The sequence below is a fragment of the Mycolicibacterium vulneris genome (assembly GCF_002104765.1).
GTDB lineage: Bacteria > Actinomycetota > Actinomycetes > Mycobacteriales > Mycobacteriaceae > Mycobacterium > Mycobacterium vulneris.
This window is the reverse complement of record NZ_NCXM01000003.1, coordinates 183,838-199,554: the sequence shown is the minus strand read 5'-3', so window position 1 is coordinate 199,554 and position 15,717 is coordinate 183,838. Positions and strand designations below refer to the sequence as shown.

The window sequence follows — 15,717 nt, the reverse complement described above, 5'->3', positions numbered from 1 at the left end:
GTGATGGGGAGTCAATGCAGAATCCTTTCGAGCCCGAGTTGCTGATCGAGTCGCGCGGCGCGGTCCGTGTCGTCACCTTGAACCGGCCGGAGGCGTTAAACGCCACAAACGAGGCGCTGCACAGCGCCTTGCAGTCGGTGTGGGGTCACCTTGCCCAAGACGGCGAAGCCCGTGCGGTCGTGCTGACCGGGGCGGGTCGCGCCTTCAGTGCCGGCGGAGACTTCGAGCATTTCGTGGAGTTATGGGGTGACCGGCCGCGGCGCCGCCGCGAGATCGACGGTGCCCGGCGTCTGCTGACGGAGATGGTTGACTTTCCGTTGCCGGTGGTGGCCGCGGTCAATGGTCCGGCGGTCGGATTGGGCTGCAATCTGGCGGTGCTCAGCGACATCGTGCTCATCGCGGAAAGTGCCTATATTTCCGACCCGCATGTCAGTGTCGGTCTGACCGCCGCCGATGGCGGAGCGCCGACGTGGCCGTTGCTGATGAGCATGCTGCGCGCCAAGGAGTATCTGCTCACCAGCGAGCGGATACCCGCCGAGCAGGCGGTGGCGCTCGGTCTGGCCAACCGAGTGGTGCCTGATACTGACCTGTTGGAGGAGGCGCTGGCGGTCGCACAGCGGATCGCCACTCTGCCGCCCCAAGCCGTGCAGAGCACCAAGCGGGCGTTGAACATGCACATCAAGCGCGCCGTCGCGGGTGTGCTGGAGTACGCGCTGTCCGAGGAGTTCGACTCCTTCGAAACCGTGGAACATCAGGCGCTGATCACCAACTTCTTGGAGCGCGCGAAAGCCAGGGCAGCCAAAGCAGAGTCGCCCTCATGACGACCGGTTCGCCGAGTGTTACCGAGCAGCAGATCTTCACCGACGACCTGTGGGCCTACCGGCAGGCGGTGCGCAGCTACGTCCGCGGCGAGCCGGCACTGCAGCGGTGGCGCGGCACCCACTATCCCACGACCGAAGATCACATGGCCGAGCACGCGGCGCTGATGGCGCAGCTCTTTGCCAGTGGCTGGAGTAGGTACGGCTGGCCGCAGGCGGCCGGCGGTTTCGGTGGCGACGAGCGACACCGCGCCGTGCTCTACGACGAACTCAGCGCCGCCGGAGTCGACGTGCCCGAGCAACAGATGCTGCTCGAGGTGCTGGGGCCGGCTGTGTTGCATTTCGCCCCCGACTTGGCGGCCGAATACCTGCGGGCCTACCTGGCAGGCGAGGAGTGGTGGTCGCAGTCGTTCTCCGAGCCCGACGCCGGCAGTGACCTCGCCGGACTGCGCTGCCGCGCGCGTCGAGACGGTGACACCTACGTCGTTTCCGGCCAGAAGATCTGGACCAGCCACGGGGTTACGGCCCGCCGCCTGATCGCTCTGCTGCGGACCGGCACCCTGGAGAGTCGCCACCGCGGGCTGACGATGATCATGATCGACACCGATACCCCGGGGATTTCCATCCGCCCGATCACGTTGGCCAGCGGCCAAAACGAGTTGTCGGAGGTGTTCTTCGACGACGTCGTGGTGCCCGCGTCACGGCTGGTCGGGGCCGAGGGGCAGGGTTGGCAGGTCGCGATGTTCTTGTTGCAGTTCGAGCGGGCGATGTACGCGTGGCTGAGCGCGACGGTCGCTGCACGCAAGCTGCGGGACCTGCGGGACACCCTGGCCGAACTGCCCGACGGCGGTGTGCGCCGGCTCGGCCAGTGTTACGCCGACATCGTCACCCTCAAAGCGCGCAGCGCGCAAACCGTGCGCCGGCTTGCCGCAGGTGAAGCCGTGGGGCCCGAGGCCAGCGTCGACAAGATTCTGTTGGCGACCGCGGAGACCGCGCTACACGACCTGGCCCGCGACCTGATGCCTTGCGAGTTCCTGTTCGGAGACGGACCTGCAGCCGCGCATTGGCGTGACGACTGGTGGTACAGCAGGGCCTCGACGATCATGGGTGGCTCCGCGGAGGTGCAGCGCGGCATCATCGCCGACCGGGTGCTGGGACTGCCCAAGGAGACCACCGCGTGAACGTCCACACGGAAACGGGTTTCGACGCTGCGACCCGAGCCGAGATCACCAAATCCCTGCGTGAGATGTTCAGTCGGCGCCGCGCCGGGCAGGACTTGGCACCGTTGCTGGCGAATTTGGGGTGGGCCGACGTTCTGGCCGAGGACCCCGCCTTTGCACTCATGACGCTGTTCGGCGAACACGGTCGGGCACTGGCCACCTCGCGCGCGCTCGACGACGTGGTGCTCACCGAGATGCCAGCTGCGGTGGCCGGTGGCCAGCATCGGGCCGTCATCTATCCGCATCCGGTGGATGGGTTGGTCAGTTTGTCCCGCGACGAGCCGCTGCGCGGGTTGGTCCTGGGTCCCCTCGGCGATGCACAGGACGCCGTGATCCCGGTGACACTCGACGGCGGCGCGGTCGCGTACCTTGTGGTGCGAACCGACGAATTCACGGTGTCGCAGAGCCCGATCCGGGGCTTTGACAGCGACCTGGACTGGCGGACGGTGGCCGGGTCGTACCCGGCGGGCACCGGCGCGGTCCCAGCCGGAAAGACCTGGGATCGTGCCGTGGCGGCAGGACGGCGTGCGCTCGCGGCCGAGATCCTCGGAGTGTGTGAGGCCGCGCTGGAATTGGTGCTCGCGCACGCGAGCGCGCGGGTCCAGTTCGGCAGGCCTATCGGCTCGTTTCAAGCGGTCCGCCACCGCCTCGCCGAAGCGTACGTCGCCATGGCCGGCGCTCGGTCGGTACTCGACAACGCCTACGCGGTCGCCGGCAACGACGGCGACCCGTGGGCGGCGATCGTCGCCAAAGCCCGCGCCGGTCAGGCCCAGGCCGTCCTGATGCGCCATGCCGTTCAGGTGTTCGGCGCGATCGGCCTGACCAGGGAAAGCGACATCCACCGCTACGTGGAACGGGCCGCGGCGCTGGATGCGCTGCTCGGGGGACACCAGGCGCTGACCGAAGTGATCGGCAGTGCGGTGCTCGACGGCCAGGAGACCGATTCGGCGTTCGAGTTGTTATGACCGCATCAACGACCCCAAAGTCGGGTGGGGCGACGGCGCCGAATGCCGCAGCGGATCTGGCTTCGTTCGCCGAGGCGGCGCGACAGTTCCTGCAGAGCAGCGCCCAACGCCGTCCTGACGAAGTTGCAACGGTGGAATGGGGTTCCGGACCTGACCGGATCGCATACTTCAGCAGCGACCCGCCCGAGATCGATCACGCCAACGTGGCGGCGGCCCGCGCCTGGCAGCGCCAGCGCTACGACGCCGGATTCGGCTGGATCACAGGCCCCCGCGAATATGGCGGCGCGGGGTTGACCGCCGTCCACGATCTGGTCTACGACGGCATCGAAGCGCAGTACGACGTCCCCGACACCGGGGTGCTCGCGGTCATCGGTCTGGGCATGATCGGTCCGACGATCCTGGCGCACGCCCGCGACCACATCAAGGACCGCTACCTGCCGGCCATGTACTCCGGCGAGGTCATCGCATGTCAACTGTTCAGCGAACCCGCCGCGGGATCCGACCTGGCCAGCGTCCAGACCAAAGCGGTCCCCGACGGTGAGGAATGGGTCCTCAACGGTCAAAAAGTCTGGACGTCGATCGCCCAGCACGCGCAGATCGGGATGGCGTTGTGCCGCACCGATTCTGAAGCGCCCAAGCACAAGGGGATCACCGCGTTTCTGGTGGACATGTCCGCACCCGGTGTCGAGGTGCGGCCACTGCGGCAGATGACCGGCGGCGCAGACTTCAACGAGGTCTTCCTCACCGACGTGCGGGTCCCCGACGATCACCGCCTCGGCGAGGTGCACGGCGGATGGCGCGTCGCGCTGACCACCCTGATGAACGAACGCGCCACCGTTGGCGGTGAGGGCTCCGACTCGGTGACCCGCGCCCTCTCACCACCCTTTCTGACCAAACTGATGGACGTCAACGGCCGCCTCGATGACGGTGCACTGCGACGCGAACTCGCCAAGCTACTCGCCGATCTGACCGCCAGCCAGTACCTCAACCACCAGGCGTTGCGGAGGCTTCAAGCCGGCCAGGATCCCGGCCCCGAGGGATCGGTCTCCAAGCTGATGTTCGCCCAGAATCTCACGCGGGCAGCGCATTTCGCCGCTGAGGTGCTCGGCCCCAAAATCAGCGCGGACATCGGCGAGTGGGGCACCTACGCCTGGTCGGAGCTGCTGTTGTCGGTGCCGGCCCTGCGGATCCTCGGTGGCACCGAGGAAATCATGAAGAACATCCTCGGAGAGCGGGTACTGGGCCTACCCAAGGAACCCGCGCCGGGCAAGGACAACCCGCGATGACCGACACCATCAGCCAGGACGACCTCGCCGAGCTACGCAGCAGCGTCCGCGACTTCCTCGCCACCAAATCCACCGACCACCAGCTGCGGTCGGCAATGGAGTCAGCCCGGGGCTGGGATCCCTTGGTGTGGTCGCTGCTGACCAGCCAGCTCGGTGTGCAGTCAATGGCCCTGCCGGTCGAGTACGGCGGCGACGGGTACGGGTTCCGTGAGCTTCGGGTGGTGCTCGAGGAAATGGGGCGGGCCCTTCTACCCTCCCCATTCTTCTCGACGGTGGTGCTGGCGGGTTCGGCGTTGCTCGCCGCCGGGGACGCCGGCGTGTGCGCGACGTACCTGCCACAGATCGCTGCGGGGGAGATCACCGCGACCCTCGCGGTGGCCGAAAGCGATGGGCTCTGGCGGACCGACGCGTTCAACACCCGGGCCGTCCTCGCCGAGAACCGCTGGACGCTCAGCGGCAGCAAGATATTCGTCGTCGACGGTGCGAGCGCCGACCTGATCCTGGTGGTGGCCGCCACCGAGACCGGCCCGAGCCTGTTCGCCGTCGAGGCCGAGGCGGCGAATTTGACCAGGACGCCGATGACCACGCTGGACATGACGCGCCACCAGGCGGCGCTCTCGTTCGACCACACCCCGGCGGTACTGGTGGGCGAACCCGGTCAGGCCGCGTCTGTGGTCGAGCGGGTGCTCGATTTGGCCACGACTGCGTTGGCCGCCGAGCAGTGCGGCGCCGCCCGCGCCTGCCTGGAGGCAGCCACCAACTACGCCCGGGAGCGCACCCAATTTGGCCGCCCGATCGGCAGCTTTCAGGCCGTCAAACACAAGTGCGCCGACATGCTGGCCAGGGTCTCACTGGCCGACGCTGCCGCGGCCGAGGCGGCCGACGCCGCCGATGGTGCCCCGGACGCACCGCCTTTGGCAATTGCTGCCGCGGTCGCGCATTCGGTCTGCTCGGAGGCATTGATGTTCGTGGCCTCAGAAAACATCCAGGTGCACGGCGGGATCGGATTCACCTGGGAACACCCCGCGCACTTGTACTTTCGGCGGGCCAAAGCATCCCAACTGTGCTTCGGCGGCCCCGCCGTCTACCACGAACGCGTTCTACATGCCTTCGGCATCTGAATCCTGCTGGACTCGTTGGTCGCCATCGTCGTCCAGCACGTGGAATACCTGGGGTTGACACCGACGCAAATCGCTGACGCGACCACCTCGACCGATGGCGACCTCACCTATGTTGACATCTGCGACAACATCAATAACTTCGACGCGTGGATTGGTGCAATCGATCACGGAGTTTTCAGTAGCGGACTGTTCGAGAGCGTATTCGACTCTCTACAACTGTATTCCGGCAACATCTTCTGACGTGAGTCGTGGGCGCACCCAGCAGCGGTGCCGGGCACGCGCACACCGCCCATTCGGCCGGCTGAGCTGGCGACCACAACAGTTGTGCCGCGCTTGCGAAGTCGCCACTTGTCAACAAATGGATGTCATTCGACCTGCCGACAACAGTCGAACAACGGTCATGGCCGGTCGTGCTGACGCGTGCGGAGCAGAAGATCGCAATCGTTCCAACCATTGGCTCGTTGCCGGGCGATAGCGGAGATTCAAGAGACGCCGTGTGAGACAAGGTAAGCGGTCCGGCGCCGCTATTGCCCGGTGAACACCGGCCTCTCACGGGCGAGGTTGGCGGCGATCCCGATCTTGCTGTCCTTGGTGGCCCACAGCGTCCGTTGTTCGGCTAGCTCACGGTCCAGCACCGCCCGGACCTGGCTTACCAGGGGTGCACGCAGGGTCTGCCGGATCGACTGCACCGCAAGCGGTGCGGCGTCAGCGATCTCGACCGCCCAGATCAGCGCCTCGTCCCGGATGTCCTCCTCGGGCACGAGCCGGTCGACCAGCCCGATGTCGAAGGCCCGTTGACCGTCGATGCGCCGGCTGGTGTAGAGCAGGTCCATGGCGTGTTGCTGGCCGACGATGCCGGGCAGGGTCACGCTCAGTCCGAATCCGTGATGAAACCCCAGCTTTGAGAAGTTGGCGTGAAACCGGCTCGACGGTGCAGCGACCCGAAAGTCGGCCGCACACGCCAAACCAAGACCGCCCCCGACAGCGGAACCCTGAACTGCGGCGATGATCGGCACCGGTACGTCGAACAGCCGAACCGCCTCGCGGTACAGCAGTTCTGAGAACCTGGCCCGGTCCTCACCCATCTCGCCCGGGGCGAAGTTCGCCCCGGCGCAGAAGTGCTTACCGTCTGAGCACAGCACGATGACGCGCGTCCCGTGGGCGTGCACTTCGGCGGCGGCGTCCACGATCTCATTGATGAGCTGACGGTCGAAGTAGTTCGCCGGGGGGCGGGTGATTTCGATAATGCTGACGTGGCTGGCGGTGCTCACCTTGATGTTCTGTGCCACTTCATACTCCGATCGTTGATCCGACGGCCGTGACGGCCGTGGTGATGTTGCCGGCGCGGGCGATCGCCGCACCGAGCCTTGTGTTCATCGATGCCTCGTCGCCGAAGTCGCCGCGCCAGGTATGTAGGCGTCGGGTCAGCAGCTGCAGGGCGTACTCCTGTGTCATGCCGATGGCGCCGTGGGCCTGGTGCGCGGCCCGCGCCGCCAGCCCGGCGTTGCGGCTGGCCGCCGATTTGGCGGCGACGATCTCGAAAGAAGCCGAGCCGTGCAGTGCGGCGGCGCCCGCGCGGTCGACCGAAAGCGCTGTCAGTGCGGTCAGCTGCGCCAGTTCGACGACGTGAGCCTGCACGGACTGGAACTTGCCGATCGGGCGGCCGAACTGTTCACGTTGCCCGACGTAGGTCGTGGTCAGTTCGAACGCCCCGGTGATGGCGCCGGATATCTGCGCGGACCGCAGTAGCGCGCCGCGCAGCAGCACGTCGTCGGCGCTGACCTCGGCGGGGTAGACGTCGACATCAGTTCCGTCCGCCGTGATGGTGTCGCGGGGCATCCCCGACAGATCCGCCCCCGCAGTCACCTGCAGGCGGTCCACGTCAATCACCACCACCCCGGTCGCTAGCACCGCCACCACGTGGGTGGCGCCCCGCACCCAGGGCACGTGGGCCGCGGTGCCGGTCAACTGGCCACCGTCGAGAGACAAGCCGCTGGAGTCAGGTACCACGGTCAGCGGGCCTGCCGGTATCTTCGCTCCGGCGCGGGCCAGCAGCCAGCCGGCCAGGCTGGTTTCGGCCAGCGGCAGGGGCACCGCATGACGGCCCGCGCCCTTCATGACCGCGAGCAGATCCGGCAACGAACCGCCCGACCCGCCCATCTCCTCGGCGATCCCGACCAGGGGTAAACCGAGTTCGGCTGCCGAGAGCCACAAGGGGGTGGTCATGCCGTCGCGTTCCACCGCTTCGATGACATCGGCGCTGAAGGTCTGGGAAAAGTAGTCCCGGACCAGCCCGACGAGCTCGGGGTCAGCTTGGGGTGCGGTCATGATGCGATCAGCGCCTTGGCGATGATGTTGCGCATGATTTCGGTGGTGCCGCCGCGGATGGTGAACGACGGGCCGGTCAGCACTGCTCTGGCGAGCAGGGATTCATACGGGTCCGGTGAGGTCAGTTCCGGTGTCCGGCCGAAGTGTCTGAGCACGATTTCGATGCACTCCTGTTCGAATCGGGTGGCCATTTCCTTGGCCAGCGCTGCCTCGACCGTCGGCGAGTCGCCGCGGTCGACAGCCCGCGCGATCGACAGGGACAGGCCGTGGAACGCCCAGCAACGCGCTGCGACGGATCCGAGTTCGGTCTGCGCCCAACCGGGTGCGGCGCCGTGAAGCGTGCGGGCCCAGTGGTCCAGCACCGGCATCACCGACATCCACCGGTCGACCCCGCCGCGCTCGAGGACGAGTTCGGCGGTGTTCTGTCCCCAGCCGGCACCCACCTCGCCCAGGCGCCTGGAGTCCGGGACGAAGACGTCGTCGAACGCGACCTCGCAGAAGTGGCGGGTGCCGTCGATGAAGGTGATCTTCGACGGGGTCAGCCCATCGGCGTGGCGGTCCACGATGAACTGGGTCAATCCGCGGTAGCGGTCCTCGGAGGTGCGGAACAGCCCCAATAGGTGGGTCGCCTCGGCGGCGCCGGAGGTCCAGATCTTGGTCCCGTTGAGCAGCCACCCATCGTCGACCTGGACCGCCCTTGTTCGCACGGCAGCCAGGTCCGACCCGGCGTCGGGTTCGCTCATGCCAATCGCGAACGACAGTTGGCCGCTGGCGATGCGCGGCAGGAAATATTGCTTCTGCTCTTCGGTGCCGTTCGCGGCGATATTGGGACCGGATTGGCGGTCGGCCACCCAGTGCCAGCCCACCGGCGCTCCGACGGCCAGTAACTCCTCGACCACGATGAGCCGTTCCACGGCGGTGCGTCCGCCGCCGCCATACTCCTTCGGCAGCGCCATGCCGAGCCACCCCTGCGCACCCAGGTCGCGGGAGAACGCGGGATCGCTGGGGGCGGCGAACCCTAGGCCGGCCTCATAGCTGCCCGGCGGAAGCCGGTCGGCCAGGAAGGCCCGGACGTCGTCTCGCAACCGTTGTTCGTCGGTGCTGAGTTCGGTTGCCTGGAGTCTCATCGGGTCATCACCGGACCATCACCAGTCCGCCGTCGATCGCCAAGACCTGTCCGGTCATGTAGGTGGCCTCGTCGGAGGCCAGAAAGACGTAGGTGCCGGCGATCTCCTCGGGTTCGGCCCACCGCTTCAACGGAATGCGTTGCAAATAGTTGTCATTGAGCTTGTCGTTGTTGCGCAACCCTTCGGTCATCGGCGTGGCCGCGGCCGGGGCGACGGCGTTGACCACGATGTTGTAGCCGGCGAGTTCGCGGGCGGCCGAGCGCGTCATGCCAAGCAGTGCCGCCTTGGCCGACGCGTAGTTGATCTGTCCGATGGTGCCGTTGAGCCCGGCTGAGGAGGTCGTGAAGATGATGGAGCCCTTCTTGGCTTCCTGCATTCCCGGCACCACCGCCTGCAGCCAGTAAAAGGCTCCGTTGAGGTGGATATTCAGCACGGTTGACCATTGCTCGTCGGTCATCTTCCACAGCATCGCCGGGCGGGTCAGGCCTGCATTGCTCACCAGCACATTGATGGGGCCCAAGTCGGCGGCGGCGCGCGCTGCCGCGTCGTCGACCGCCGCGCGATCGGACACATCACACGCGATTGCGGCCGCCGTGCCGCCTGCGGCGGTAATCTCCTCGGCGACAGCGTGCGCGGTGTCAGCGTTGATGTCGACGACGGCGACTCGTGCGCCTTCGGCGGCGTAGCGGATGGCGATCGCCCGGCCCAGTCCCTGGCCGGCGCCGGTCACGACGGCGACGCGGCCGGCCAGTCGTGCGGGATTGGTCATGTGTTTCCTCCTGTAGGTGCGTGTGACGCTGACCGCGGCGGGCTGCCGGAGTCGGGGCGGTACATGGCTTTGACGTCGCGCAAGCTCACCTTCAGCGACGGGGTGCGGGGCAGCCGCTCGACGATCCGAATGTCCACCGGGATGTGATGTGCGGGAACCCGTTGCCTCAGATAGGCCTTCAGGTCCTCAACGCCGGGGGCCGTTGCGCCGGCGCGGAGTTCGGCGACGGCGAAGGGAATCTCGCCCAGACGCGGATCGGGCACTGCAACGACGGCCGCGTCCCGGACGGCGGGATGGCACAACAGGGCGTTGACAACCGTCTCGGGCAGGACCTTGAAACCACCGCGGTTGATCGCGCCGTCGGCGCGGCCGTGCACGGTGACAAAGCCGTCGGCGTCGATCGAGGCGAGGTCGGTGGTCCGGATCCAGTCCGGGCTGACCACCCCAACCCTGGCCTCCAGCAGGCCCTGCTGGCCGTCGGGCAGCTGCGCGACGGTGGAAACGTCAACGACGCGCACCTCGGTGCCGGCGGTGGGCCGGCCCGACGCGGCCGGTTTCACCTGGCCGAATTCCTCGTAGAGCGCCGGTGTCCACGCGACCACGGTGCCGGCGAATTCTGTGGCCCCGTAGGCCCACAGGACCGGAACCCCGTACGTGCTCTCGAAGGACTGGCGGGTCTCGGGCTCGAGCGGGCCCGACCCACCGAACAGAAACTTCAACGACGCCAGGTCGCCGCGCGGCACGTTCGCCTCCAGCACCATCCGCACCACGGCGGGCTGCACACCGACGTAGGGCATCTGGTACCGCTTGATCGCGCTGACCCAGTCATCGACCGTAAACTTCTCCAGCAGGACGAGCCGCTTGCCGCTGTGTATAGCACCGACAAGCTGGGCGATCCCGCCGATCCCGGCGAACGGCCAGAACACGAGTTCCGGTGCAGCGTCGGGATTCCCGGGCGACAGCGCCGTCGCGCTGAGCACCGCACGCTGCAATACCGGGGTGGGGAGGTGGATGCGCTTGGGGGGGCCGGTGGTCCCGCTGGTCAGCACGCCGATCGCCGGGTCTTGGGGCGCTTGGGCGTACCGGCGCTCGCCACGGGCGGACAGTTCGGGCAGCAGCGCCACGTGTGGCGCTGCCGATTGGACGGCGATGCCGATCGAACCGACCCGCGCCGCGGCCGCGATCACCGGCGCCGTCCAGTCGTCGCGGTCGGCGATGACGATCCCGGGCCGCAGCGCCTCGATGTCCGCAGCGATGGCGGCCGGGGACTGGAACGCGTAGATCTGGGAAAACGATCGCCGCCGCGCCAACAGGCCGACGATGGCGGCGGCGTGGTGGGGTCGGTTGCGGACCACCAGTCCGATGGCGTCGCGCTCGCCGACGCCGGCCGCGCCGATGAGCGAGTCGATGGCGTCGACGGAGCCGGTGAGATCGTCGCCGCGCAACCACGTGCCGCCGAACTCGATGACGGGCGCCGACCCGTAGGCGCGGAGCCGGCGATGTAGCACGGCTGCAAGATCTTCCGCGCTGTCAGCGGCCCCGGAATTGTGCCCGGCGCACATCAATGCGTCCGCGGACACGTCATTGTCGCACCCTCGACCGCGGCGCTGAGCGCTCACCAGCATTGTCGTTGAGCACAGTCCATTCCCGTTCGCGAACGTCGCTGCCACGTCAGAAGTAGAGGCGGGTGATGGACTCGGCGACGCAGACCGGTTTGTCACCGCCCTCGCGCTCCACCGTGGCCAGCCACACCACCTGGACGCCGTCCGGCACGTCGTCCACGGCGGCGATACCGAGCCGAACACGCACCCGGGAATCGACCGGCAGGGGAGCGGGGAAGCGGACCTTGTTGAGGCCGTAGTTGATCCCCATGCGCTTGTTGGCCACTTCGAAGACGTCGTTCATCAGCGGAGGCAGCAGCGACAAGGTGAGGTATCCATGGGCGATCGGCGCCCCGAAGGGCCCCTGGGCGGCCTTCTCAGGGTCGACATGGATCCATTGGTGGTCGTCGGTGGCGTCGGCGAACAGGTTGATGCGGTCCTGATCCACCGCCTTCCAGCCGCTGACACCGATCTCCTGGCCGACCAGTGCGCGCAATTCGTCTGGGCCTTCTATCTTTCGCACGATCCATCCTTCGTTGAATTGATGTGGGTTACCGATGTCGCAGCGCGGGTGCAGTCATTGGACGCGCGGCGGCGCGGCCGTGACGGTCCGAACGTGCACCGGGCGCCTCCATCCCATAAAACAGTTGGAGGATTAAAATGTTCTACACGATGAGCGGTACCGCTCGCCGGTGCCGCGATGTCGACACCTAGAGCGCACGGGAGGGGGAAACGATGACGGCAGCGTCCTTTGGTGCCGTCCGGGTTCCCAAGGCCGCCGAGCTGGTCGCCGCCAGTCTGCGCGGACAGATCATCACCGGTGAACTTCCGGCCGATGCGCTGCTGCCGGCCGAAGCCGTATTGATGGAGCAGTTCGACGTCAGCCGGCCCACCCTGCGCGAAGCGTTCCGCATCCTGGAGTCCGAGGCGTTGATCGTCGTGCGGCGCGGCGCCCTGGGCGGCGCACGCGTCAAGCCCCCCGACGGCGTCATGGCAGCGCGTCATCTGGGATATCTGCTGCAATATCGCGGCACCACGATGGCTGATGTCTACCGTGCGCGTAGCGCGCTGGAACGGCCCTTGGGCGAGGCGGTCGCGCGAGACAAACGTCGCCAGAACGTATCCCGGCTCAGCCAGGCGATCACCGAGGCGACACCGCACATCGCGAACCCGGCCGAGTATGCCCGCCACGACATCAACTTTCACCTGCTGGTCGCCGAACTCGCCGGCAACGAGACGGTCCGCACCACCGTGGAGGTGCTGTACCACCTCTTGCTGCCGGCGCGGACCCGCTACGTCGAGGCGCTGGCGCCCGGTGAGTTGGGCGTTGAGTACGGCGAAGTGCATCGCACGCACGCTTATTTTGTGACGCTGATCGAACGCCGCGACACCGATGCCGCGATTGAATTGTGGAACAAGCACCTCGACGAGATCGAGCACCACTACACCGCCCGCCCGTTGGCCAAAACGGTGGTGGAGATGCTCGGCTGACCCGACGGCGTACACCTCTGAGGTGACGGTCGTTGGACGGGGGTTCATCCGATGATCTCTTGGGCCACGTCGTAGCCCTCGGCGAGCACCAGATCGGTGAGCCGGGCCAGCTCCCGGTCGGGATTGCCCAACAGGTGCTGGGATGCCGTCGCGCGTTTCAAATAGAGCTGCACCTCGTGCTCCCACGTCAAGGCGAGCCCACCATGGATTTGCATGGCGGTCCGGACCGCCTGCCAGTTCGCCTCGTGCGCGCAGACCGCGGCCACCGCCGCCGACACCGGGATCGGCTGTGGCTGATCGAGGTGGTCGAACGCCGCCTCCACCGCGGCGGTGGCGGCCTGCACCGCCACGAACAGGTCGGCGCAGCGGTGCTTGATCGCCTGAAAGGAGCCGATCGGTCGGCCGAACTGAACCCGCGTCTTGGCGTAGTCCACCGACATGTCCAGCAGCCGTTGAGCACCCCCGACCGCATCGGCGGCTATCGCCAAGCGAATGAGGTCCTGCAGCCGGGCTCGCAGCGCCGCCGCGGCATCCACCTCACCCAGCGCGACTGCCGGTACAGCGTCGAAGGTGACAGCCGCAACCGGCCGGGTCGCATCGACGGAGCGAAGCGCCTCGATGCACACCCCGGCGTCGTGCCCGTCGACCACGAATAGCCCAGGCCCGGTATCGGTTTCGGCGGCCACGATCAGCCAATCCGCCACATCAGCTTCCAGCACGGCCGGTTCGGCGCCGCTGACCCGCCAAGTGTGTCCATCATGCGTGGCGCGGGGCGCGGCGCCATCCAACGGGCTCAACGCCAGCGCCACCCGCGCCTGTCCCTGAACGATGCCTTTGAGTAGATCGGCGAAGTGTTCCTCGGCGCCGGCCCACCGGATCGCTGTCGGCGCCAGCACGGCGGTCGACAGATACGGCGCGGGCAACAGGCACCGGCCGGCCTCCATCAGGAAAATGGCCAACCCTGCCGCACCGACGTCACCGCCGCCGTACTCCTCGGGCGTCGCCAGTCCGAACACCCCCAATTCCGCGAGGCTCCCGCACAGAATCGGGTCGTCGCGGCGACCCGACTCGGCCAGTTGTCGCGTCCGGGCCAATGGCGCGTGCTGCTGCAGGCCGTCGCGGACCCAGATCCGGAACTCCATCCGGTCGTCATCGGTCAGCAACGGCATTCGGCCCCCTCCAGTCAAAGCACCATATTAGTTCGATTTCGAATACATTAGTATCCTCTATATGATTCTTGGCAATTGCCCGGGGGTGGCCTTGTGACCGCGACAGGACCAGCCGAGACGCCCGGGTTCCGTGATGAGGTCAGGGCGTTTCTTCGAGCCAACCTCCCCGCCGACTGGTCGGGTCCCGGCGCGCTGCCCGGGCCGCAGCGCCGTGAGTTCGTCGACCGGTGGCGCCGCCTGTGCGCGCACGCCGGAATGCTCGGCGTGACGTGGCCGGTGGCCTACGGCGGGCGGGGCCTGACCAAACTGGACCACCTGGTGGTGGTCGAAGAGTTCTCCCGCGCCAGGGTGCCGGTGGGCAGCCCGGGCGACACGCTGTCGATGAAGCTGCTCGGGAACACGTTGGCGGCCTGGGGAACTCACGAACAGAAGCTGCGGTTCCTGCCCCGCATCATCAGCGGCGAGGACATCTGGTGCCAGGGCTACTCCGAGCCCGAGGCCGGTTCAGACCTCGCGGGTCTGCGAACCCGTGCCCGACGCGAAGGCGACCAGTGGCACATCGACGGCCAGAAGATCTGGACCTCGAACGCGACAAACGCCAACTGGATGTTCCTGTTGGCCCGCACCGACCCGGACGCGCCGAAGTCCAAGGGCATCAGCATGCTGCTGATGCCGATGGACCAGCCTGGTGTCGACGTCCGGCCGATCACGATGCTCAACAACACCGAAGACTTTTGCGAGGTCTTTCTCAATGACGCCCGGACCGAGGCCGGTCTGGTCGTCGGGGAGGTCAACAACGGCTGGGCGGTTGCCAATTCGCTGCTCAGCCACGAACGGGGCGAGGAAGCGGCGGTCAACCCGATTCTGTTCGCCCATGAACTCGAACGCGTCTTCGCGCTGGCCAAGGATCGCGGCGCTGACCGGCAACCGGTGACCCGTGAGCGGCTCGGACGCGCCTATCTCGGTGTCGCGGTGATGAAAGCGCTGGGCGACAAGATCCTGTCGGCCTACATGCGCGACGGGTCGCTGGGGCCCGAGGCGTCCGTCGCCAAGCTCTACTGGAGCGAGTATCACCAGAGCACTACGCGGTTGGCCGTCGACATCCTGGGCACGGATGCCCTGGCGTGGGACGGTGACATGCCCATGCGGTGGTTCCGTGCCGATGACGCCGGCGCGCCAAACGATTCCAGCTCGTGGTTGTCGGTGCATCTGTGCAACGCGATGGCCGGCACCATCTACGCAGGCACGTCGGAGATTCAACGCAACATCATCGCCGAGCGGATCCTGGGGTTGCCCCGCGAGGCGCGCGCAGGGTGAGCGCTGATCTAGGGGCGTAACGCCTCGGCCAGCACCATCGGGTTGTGAAATTCCGTCCATGACCTGATCAGGCGGCCGTCGAACTCGAACACGGCGATGTAGGTGTTCTGGTAGGGCTTTCCGGTGTCGCGGGCCACGAAATCACCGTGATAGCGGGCCACGACAGTCCTGTCGTCGGTGGCGGAAAACACCTCGTCGAGGTGTAGCGGGTGCGGATCGAACAGCTTGGCCACCCCCTCGAAGAGTTGCCGAACACCGCGCTTGCCCCTGACGTGAGACCAAAAACCGGTGCGCTCATCCTGGAACGGCAGCCGCACCTCGATCTCCTCGGCGAACAACGTCATCGCGGTGTCGAAGTCACCACCGGAGAAGTCACGCAGCAGAGCCGCCACCATCTCCGCTCGGCTCGTATCGGCAACGACGTCAGCCATAGTGGTCTCCTAATTGTGTCGACGGCACACGACCGGATCGAGGTGCACGGCGGCGCCACGCGGGTGACACCCGC

The 15,717-nt window shown here is 67.1% G+C and carries 16 protein-coding genes; 8 read left to right on the top strand and 8 right to left on the bottom strand.

Features of this window, described 5'->3' with window-relative positions:
* Nucleotides 1-14: 14 nt before the first annotated feature.
* The 6 genes from B8W69_RS04240 to B8W69_RS04215 are packed head-to-tail and all read left to right on the top strand — an operon-like array spanning nucleotide 15 to nucleotide 5,650.
* Nucleotides 15-821, top strand: coding sequence for an enoyl-CoA hydratase/isomerase family protein (locus B8W69_RS04240; protein WP_062886280.1), 807 nt, complete (start codon nucleotides 15-17; stop codon nucleotides 819-821).
* Nucleotides 818-1,999 carry an acyl-CoA dehydrogenase family protein gene (locus B8W69_RS04235; RefSeq protein WP_085288714.1) on the top strand — a complete coding sequence of 394 codons (1,182 nt, stop codon included), beginning with the start codon at nucleotides 818-820 and terminating at the stop codon, nucleotides 1,997-1,999. Before B8W69_RS04240 ends, B8W69_RS04235 begins: the two co-directional genes overlap by 4 nt.
* Entirely contained in the window at nucleotides 1,996-3,003 is a 1,008-nt protein-coding gene (locus B8W69_RS04230; RefSeq protein WP_220084543.1) for an acyl-CoA dehydrogenase family protein, read from the top strand. Before B8W69_RS04235 ends, B8W69_RS04230 begins: the two co-directional genes overlap by 4 nt.
* The gene (locus tag B8W69_RS04225; RefSeq protein WP_085288713.1) at nucleotides 3,000-4,289 is read left to right on the top strand and encodes an acyl-CoA dehydrogenase family protein; all 1,290 of its coding nucleotides are present in this window, start codon (nucleotides 3,000-3,002) and stop codon (nucleotides 4,287-4,289) included. Before B8W69_RS04230 ends, B8W69_RS04225 begins: the two co-directional genes overlap by 4 nt.
* Entirely contained in the window at nucleotides 4,286-5,410 is a 1,125-nt protein-coding gene (locus B8W69_RS04220; RefSeq protein ID WP_085288712.1) for an acyl-CoA dehydrogenase family protein, read from the top strand. The genes B8W69_RS04225 and B8W69_RS04220 overlap by 4 nt, the downstream gene beginning before the upstream one ends.
* A 15-nt stretch (nucleotides 5,411-5,425) precedes the next feature.
* Nucleotides 5,426-5,650 (top strand): hypothetical protein, encoded by a 225-nt coding sequence (locus B8W69_RS04215; RefSeq protein ID WP_085288711.1) that lies wholly within the window; start codon nucleotides 5,426-5,428, stop codon nucleotides 5,648-5,650.
* A gap of 284 nt (nucleotides 5,651-5,934) precedes the next feature.
* Here B8W69_RS04215 and B8W69_RS04210 read toward each other — a convergent pair whose 3' ends face one another.
* The 6 genes from B8W69_RS04210 to B8W69_RS04185 all read right to left on the bottom strand — a co-directional run bounded on the left by B8W69_RS04210 (nucleotide 5,935) and on the right by B8W69_RS04185 (nucleotide 11,758).
* Nucleotides 5,935-6,699, bottom strand: a complete 765-nt coding sequence (locus B8W69_RS04210; RefSeq protein WP_085288710.1) for an enoyl-CoA hydratase/isomerase family protein — start codon at nucleotides 6,697-6,699, stop codon at nucleotides 5,935-5,937.
* Between the two features lies 1 nt (nucleotide 6,700).
* A complete protein-coding gene (locus B8W69_RS04205) occupies nucleotides 6,701-7,738 on the bottom strand; it encodes an acyl-CoA dehydrogenase family protein (protein ID WP_085288709.1) in 1,038 nt (345 codons plus the stop codon).
* Nucleotides 7,735-8,865 (bottom strand): acyl-CoA dehydrogenase family protein, encoded by a 1,131-nt coding sequence (locus B8W69_RS04200; protein WP_085288708.1) that lies wholly within the window; start codon nucleotides 8,863-8,865, stop codon nucleotides 7,735-7,737. Before B8W69_RS04200 ends, B8W69_RS04205 begins: the two co-directional genes overlap by 4 nt.
* A gap of 7 nt (nucleotides 8,866-8,872) precedes the next feature.
* Complete coding sequence (locus tag B8W69_RS04195; RefSeq protein WP_085288707.1) at nucleotides 8,873-9,634, bottom strand: SDR family NAD(P)-dependent oxidoreductase; 762 nt, start codon at nucleotides 9,632-9,634, stop codon at nucleotides 8,873-8,875.
* Complete coding sequence (locus tag B8W69_RS04190; protein WP_245843104.1) at nucleotides 9,631-11,214, bottom strand: class I adenylate-forming enzyme family protein; 1,584 nt, start codon at nucleotides 11,212-11,214, stop codon at nucleotides 9,631-9,633. Before B8W69_RS04190 ends, B8W69_RS04195 begins: the two co-directional genes overlap by 4 nt.
* Before the next feature lie 91 nt (nucleotides 11,215-11,305).
* Nucleotides 11,306-11,758, bottom strand: a complete 453-nt coding sequence (locus tag B8W69_RS04185; protein ID WP_076221269.1) for a MaoC family dehydratase — start codon at nucleotides 11,756-11,758, stop codon at nucleotides 11,306-11,308.
* A 212-nt stretch (nucleotides 11,759-11,970) separates the two neighbouring features.
* On the opposite strand from B8W69_RS04185, the gene B8W69_RS04180 reads away from it, so the two are divergent.
* Nucleotides 11,971-12,726 carry a FadR/GntR family transcriptional regulator gene (locus B8W69_RS04180; RefSeq protein WP_085288706.1) on the top strand — a complete coding sequence of 252 codons (756 nt, stop codon included), beginning with the start codon at nucleotides 11,971-11,973 and terminating at the stop codon, nucleotides 12,724-12,726.
* A gap of 44 nt (nucleotides 12,727-12,770) precedes the next feature.
* On the opposite strand, the gene B8W69_RS04175 is transcribed toward B8W69_RS04180, so the two are convergent.
* Nucleotides 12,771-13,895: an acyl-CoA dehydrogenase family protein gene (locus tag B8W69_RS04175; protein ID WP_085288705.1), complete on the bottom strand. Its 1,125-nt coding sequence runs from the start codon at nucleotides 13,893-13,895 to the stop codon at nucleotides 12,771-12,773.
* 93 nt (nucleotides 13,896-13,988) lie between these two features.
* Here B8W69_RS04175 and B8W69_RS04170 point away from each other — a divergent pair, with 93 nt between their 5' ends.
* The gene (locus B8W69_RS04170; RefSeq protein ID WP_062886290.1) at nucleotides 13,989-15,212 is read left to right on the top strand and encodes an acyl-CoA dehydrogenase family protein; all 1,224 of its coding nucleotides are present in this window, start codon (nucleotides 13,989-13,991) and stop codon (nucleotides 15,210-15,212) included.
* 8 nt (nucleotides 15,213-15,220) lie between these two features.
* Here the strand turns inward: B8W69_RS04170 and B8W69_RS04165 are convergent, their stop codons facing one another.
* Nucleotides 15,221-15,643: a nuclear transport factor 2 family protein gene (locus B8W69_RS04165; protein ID WP_081293487.1), complete on the bottom strand. Its 423-nt coding sequence runs from the start codon at nucleotides 15,641-15,643 to the stop codon at nucleotides 15,221-15,223.
* Nucleotides 15,644-15,717: the final 74 nt, after the last annotated feature.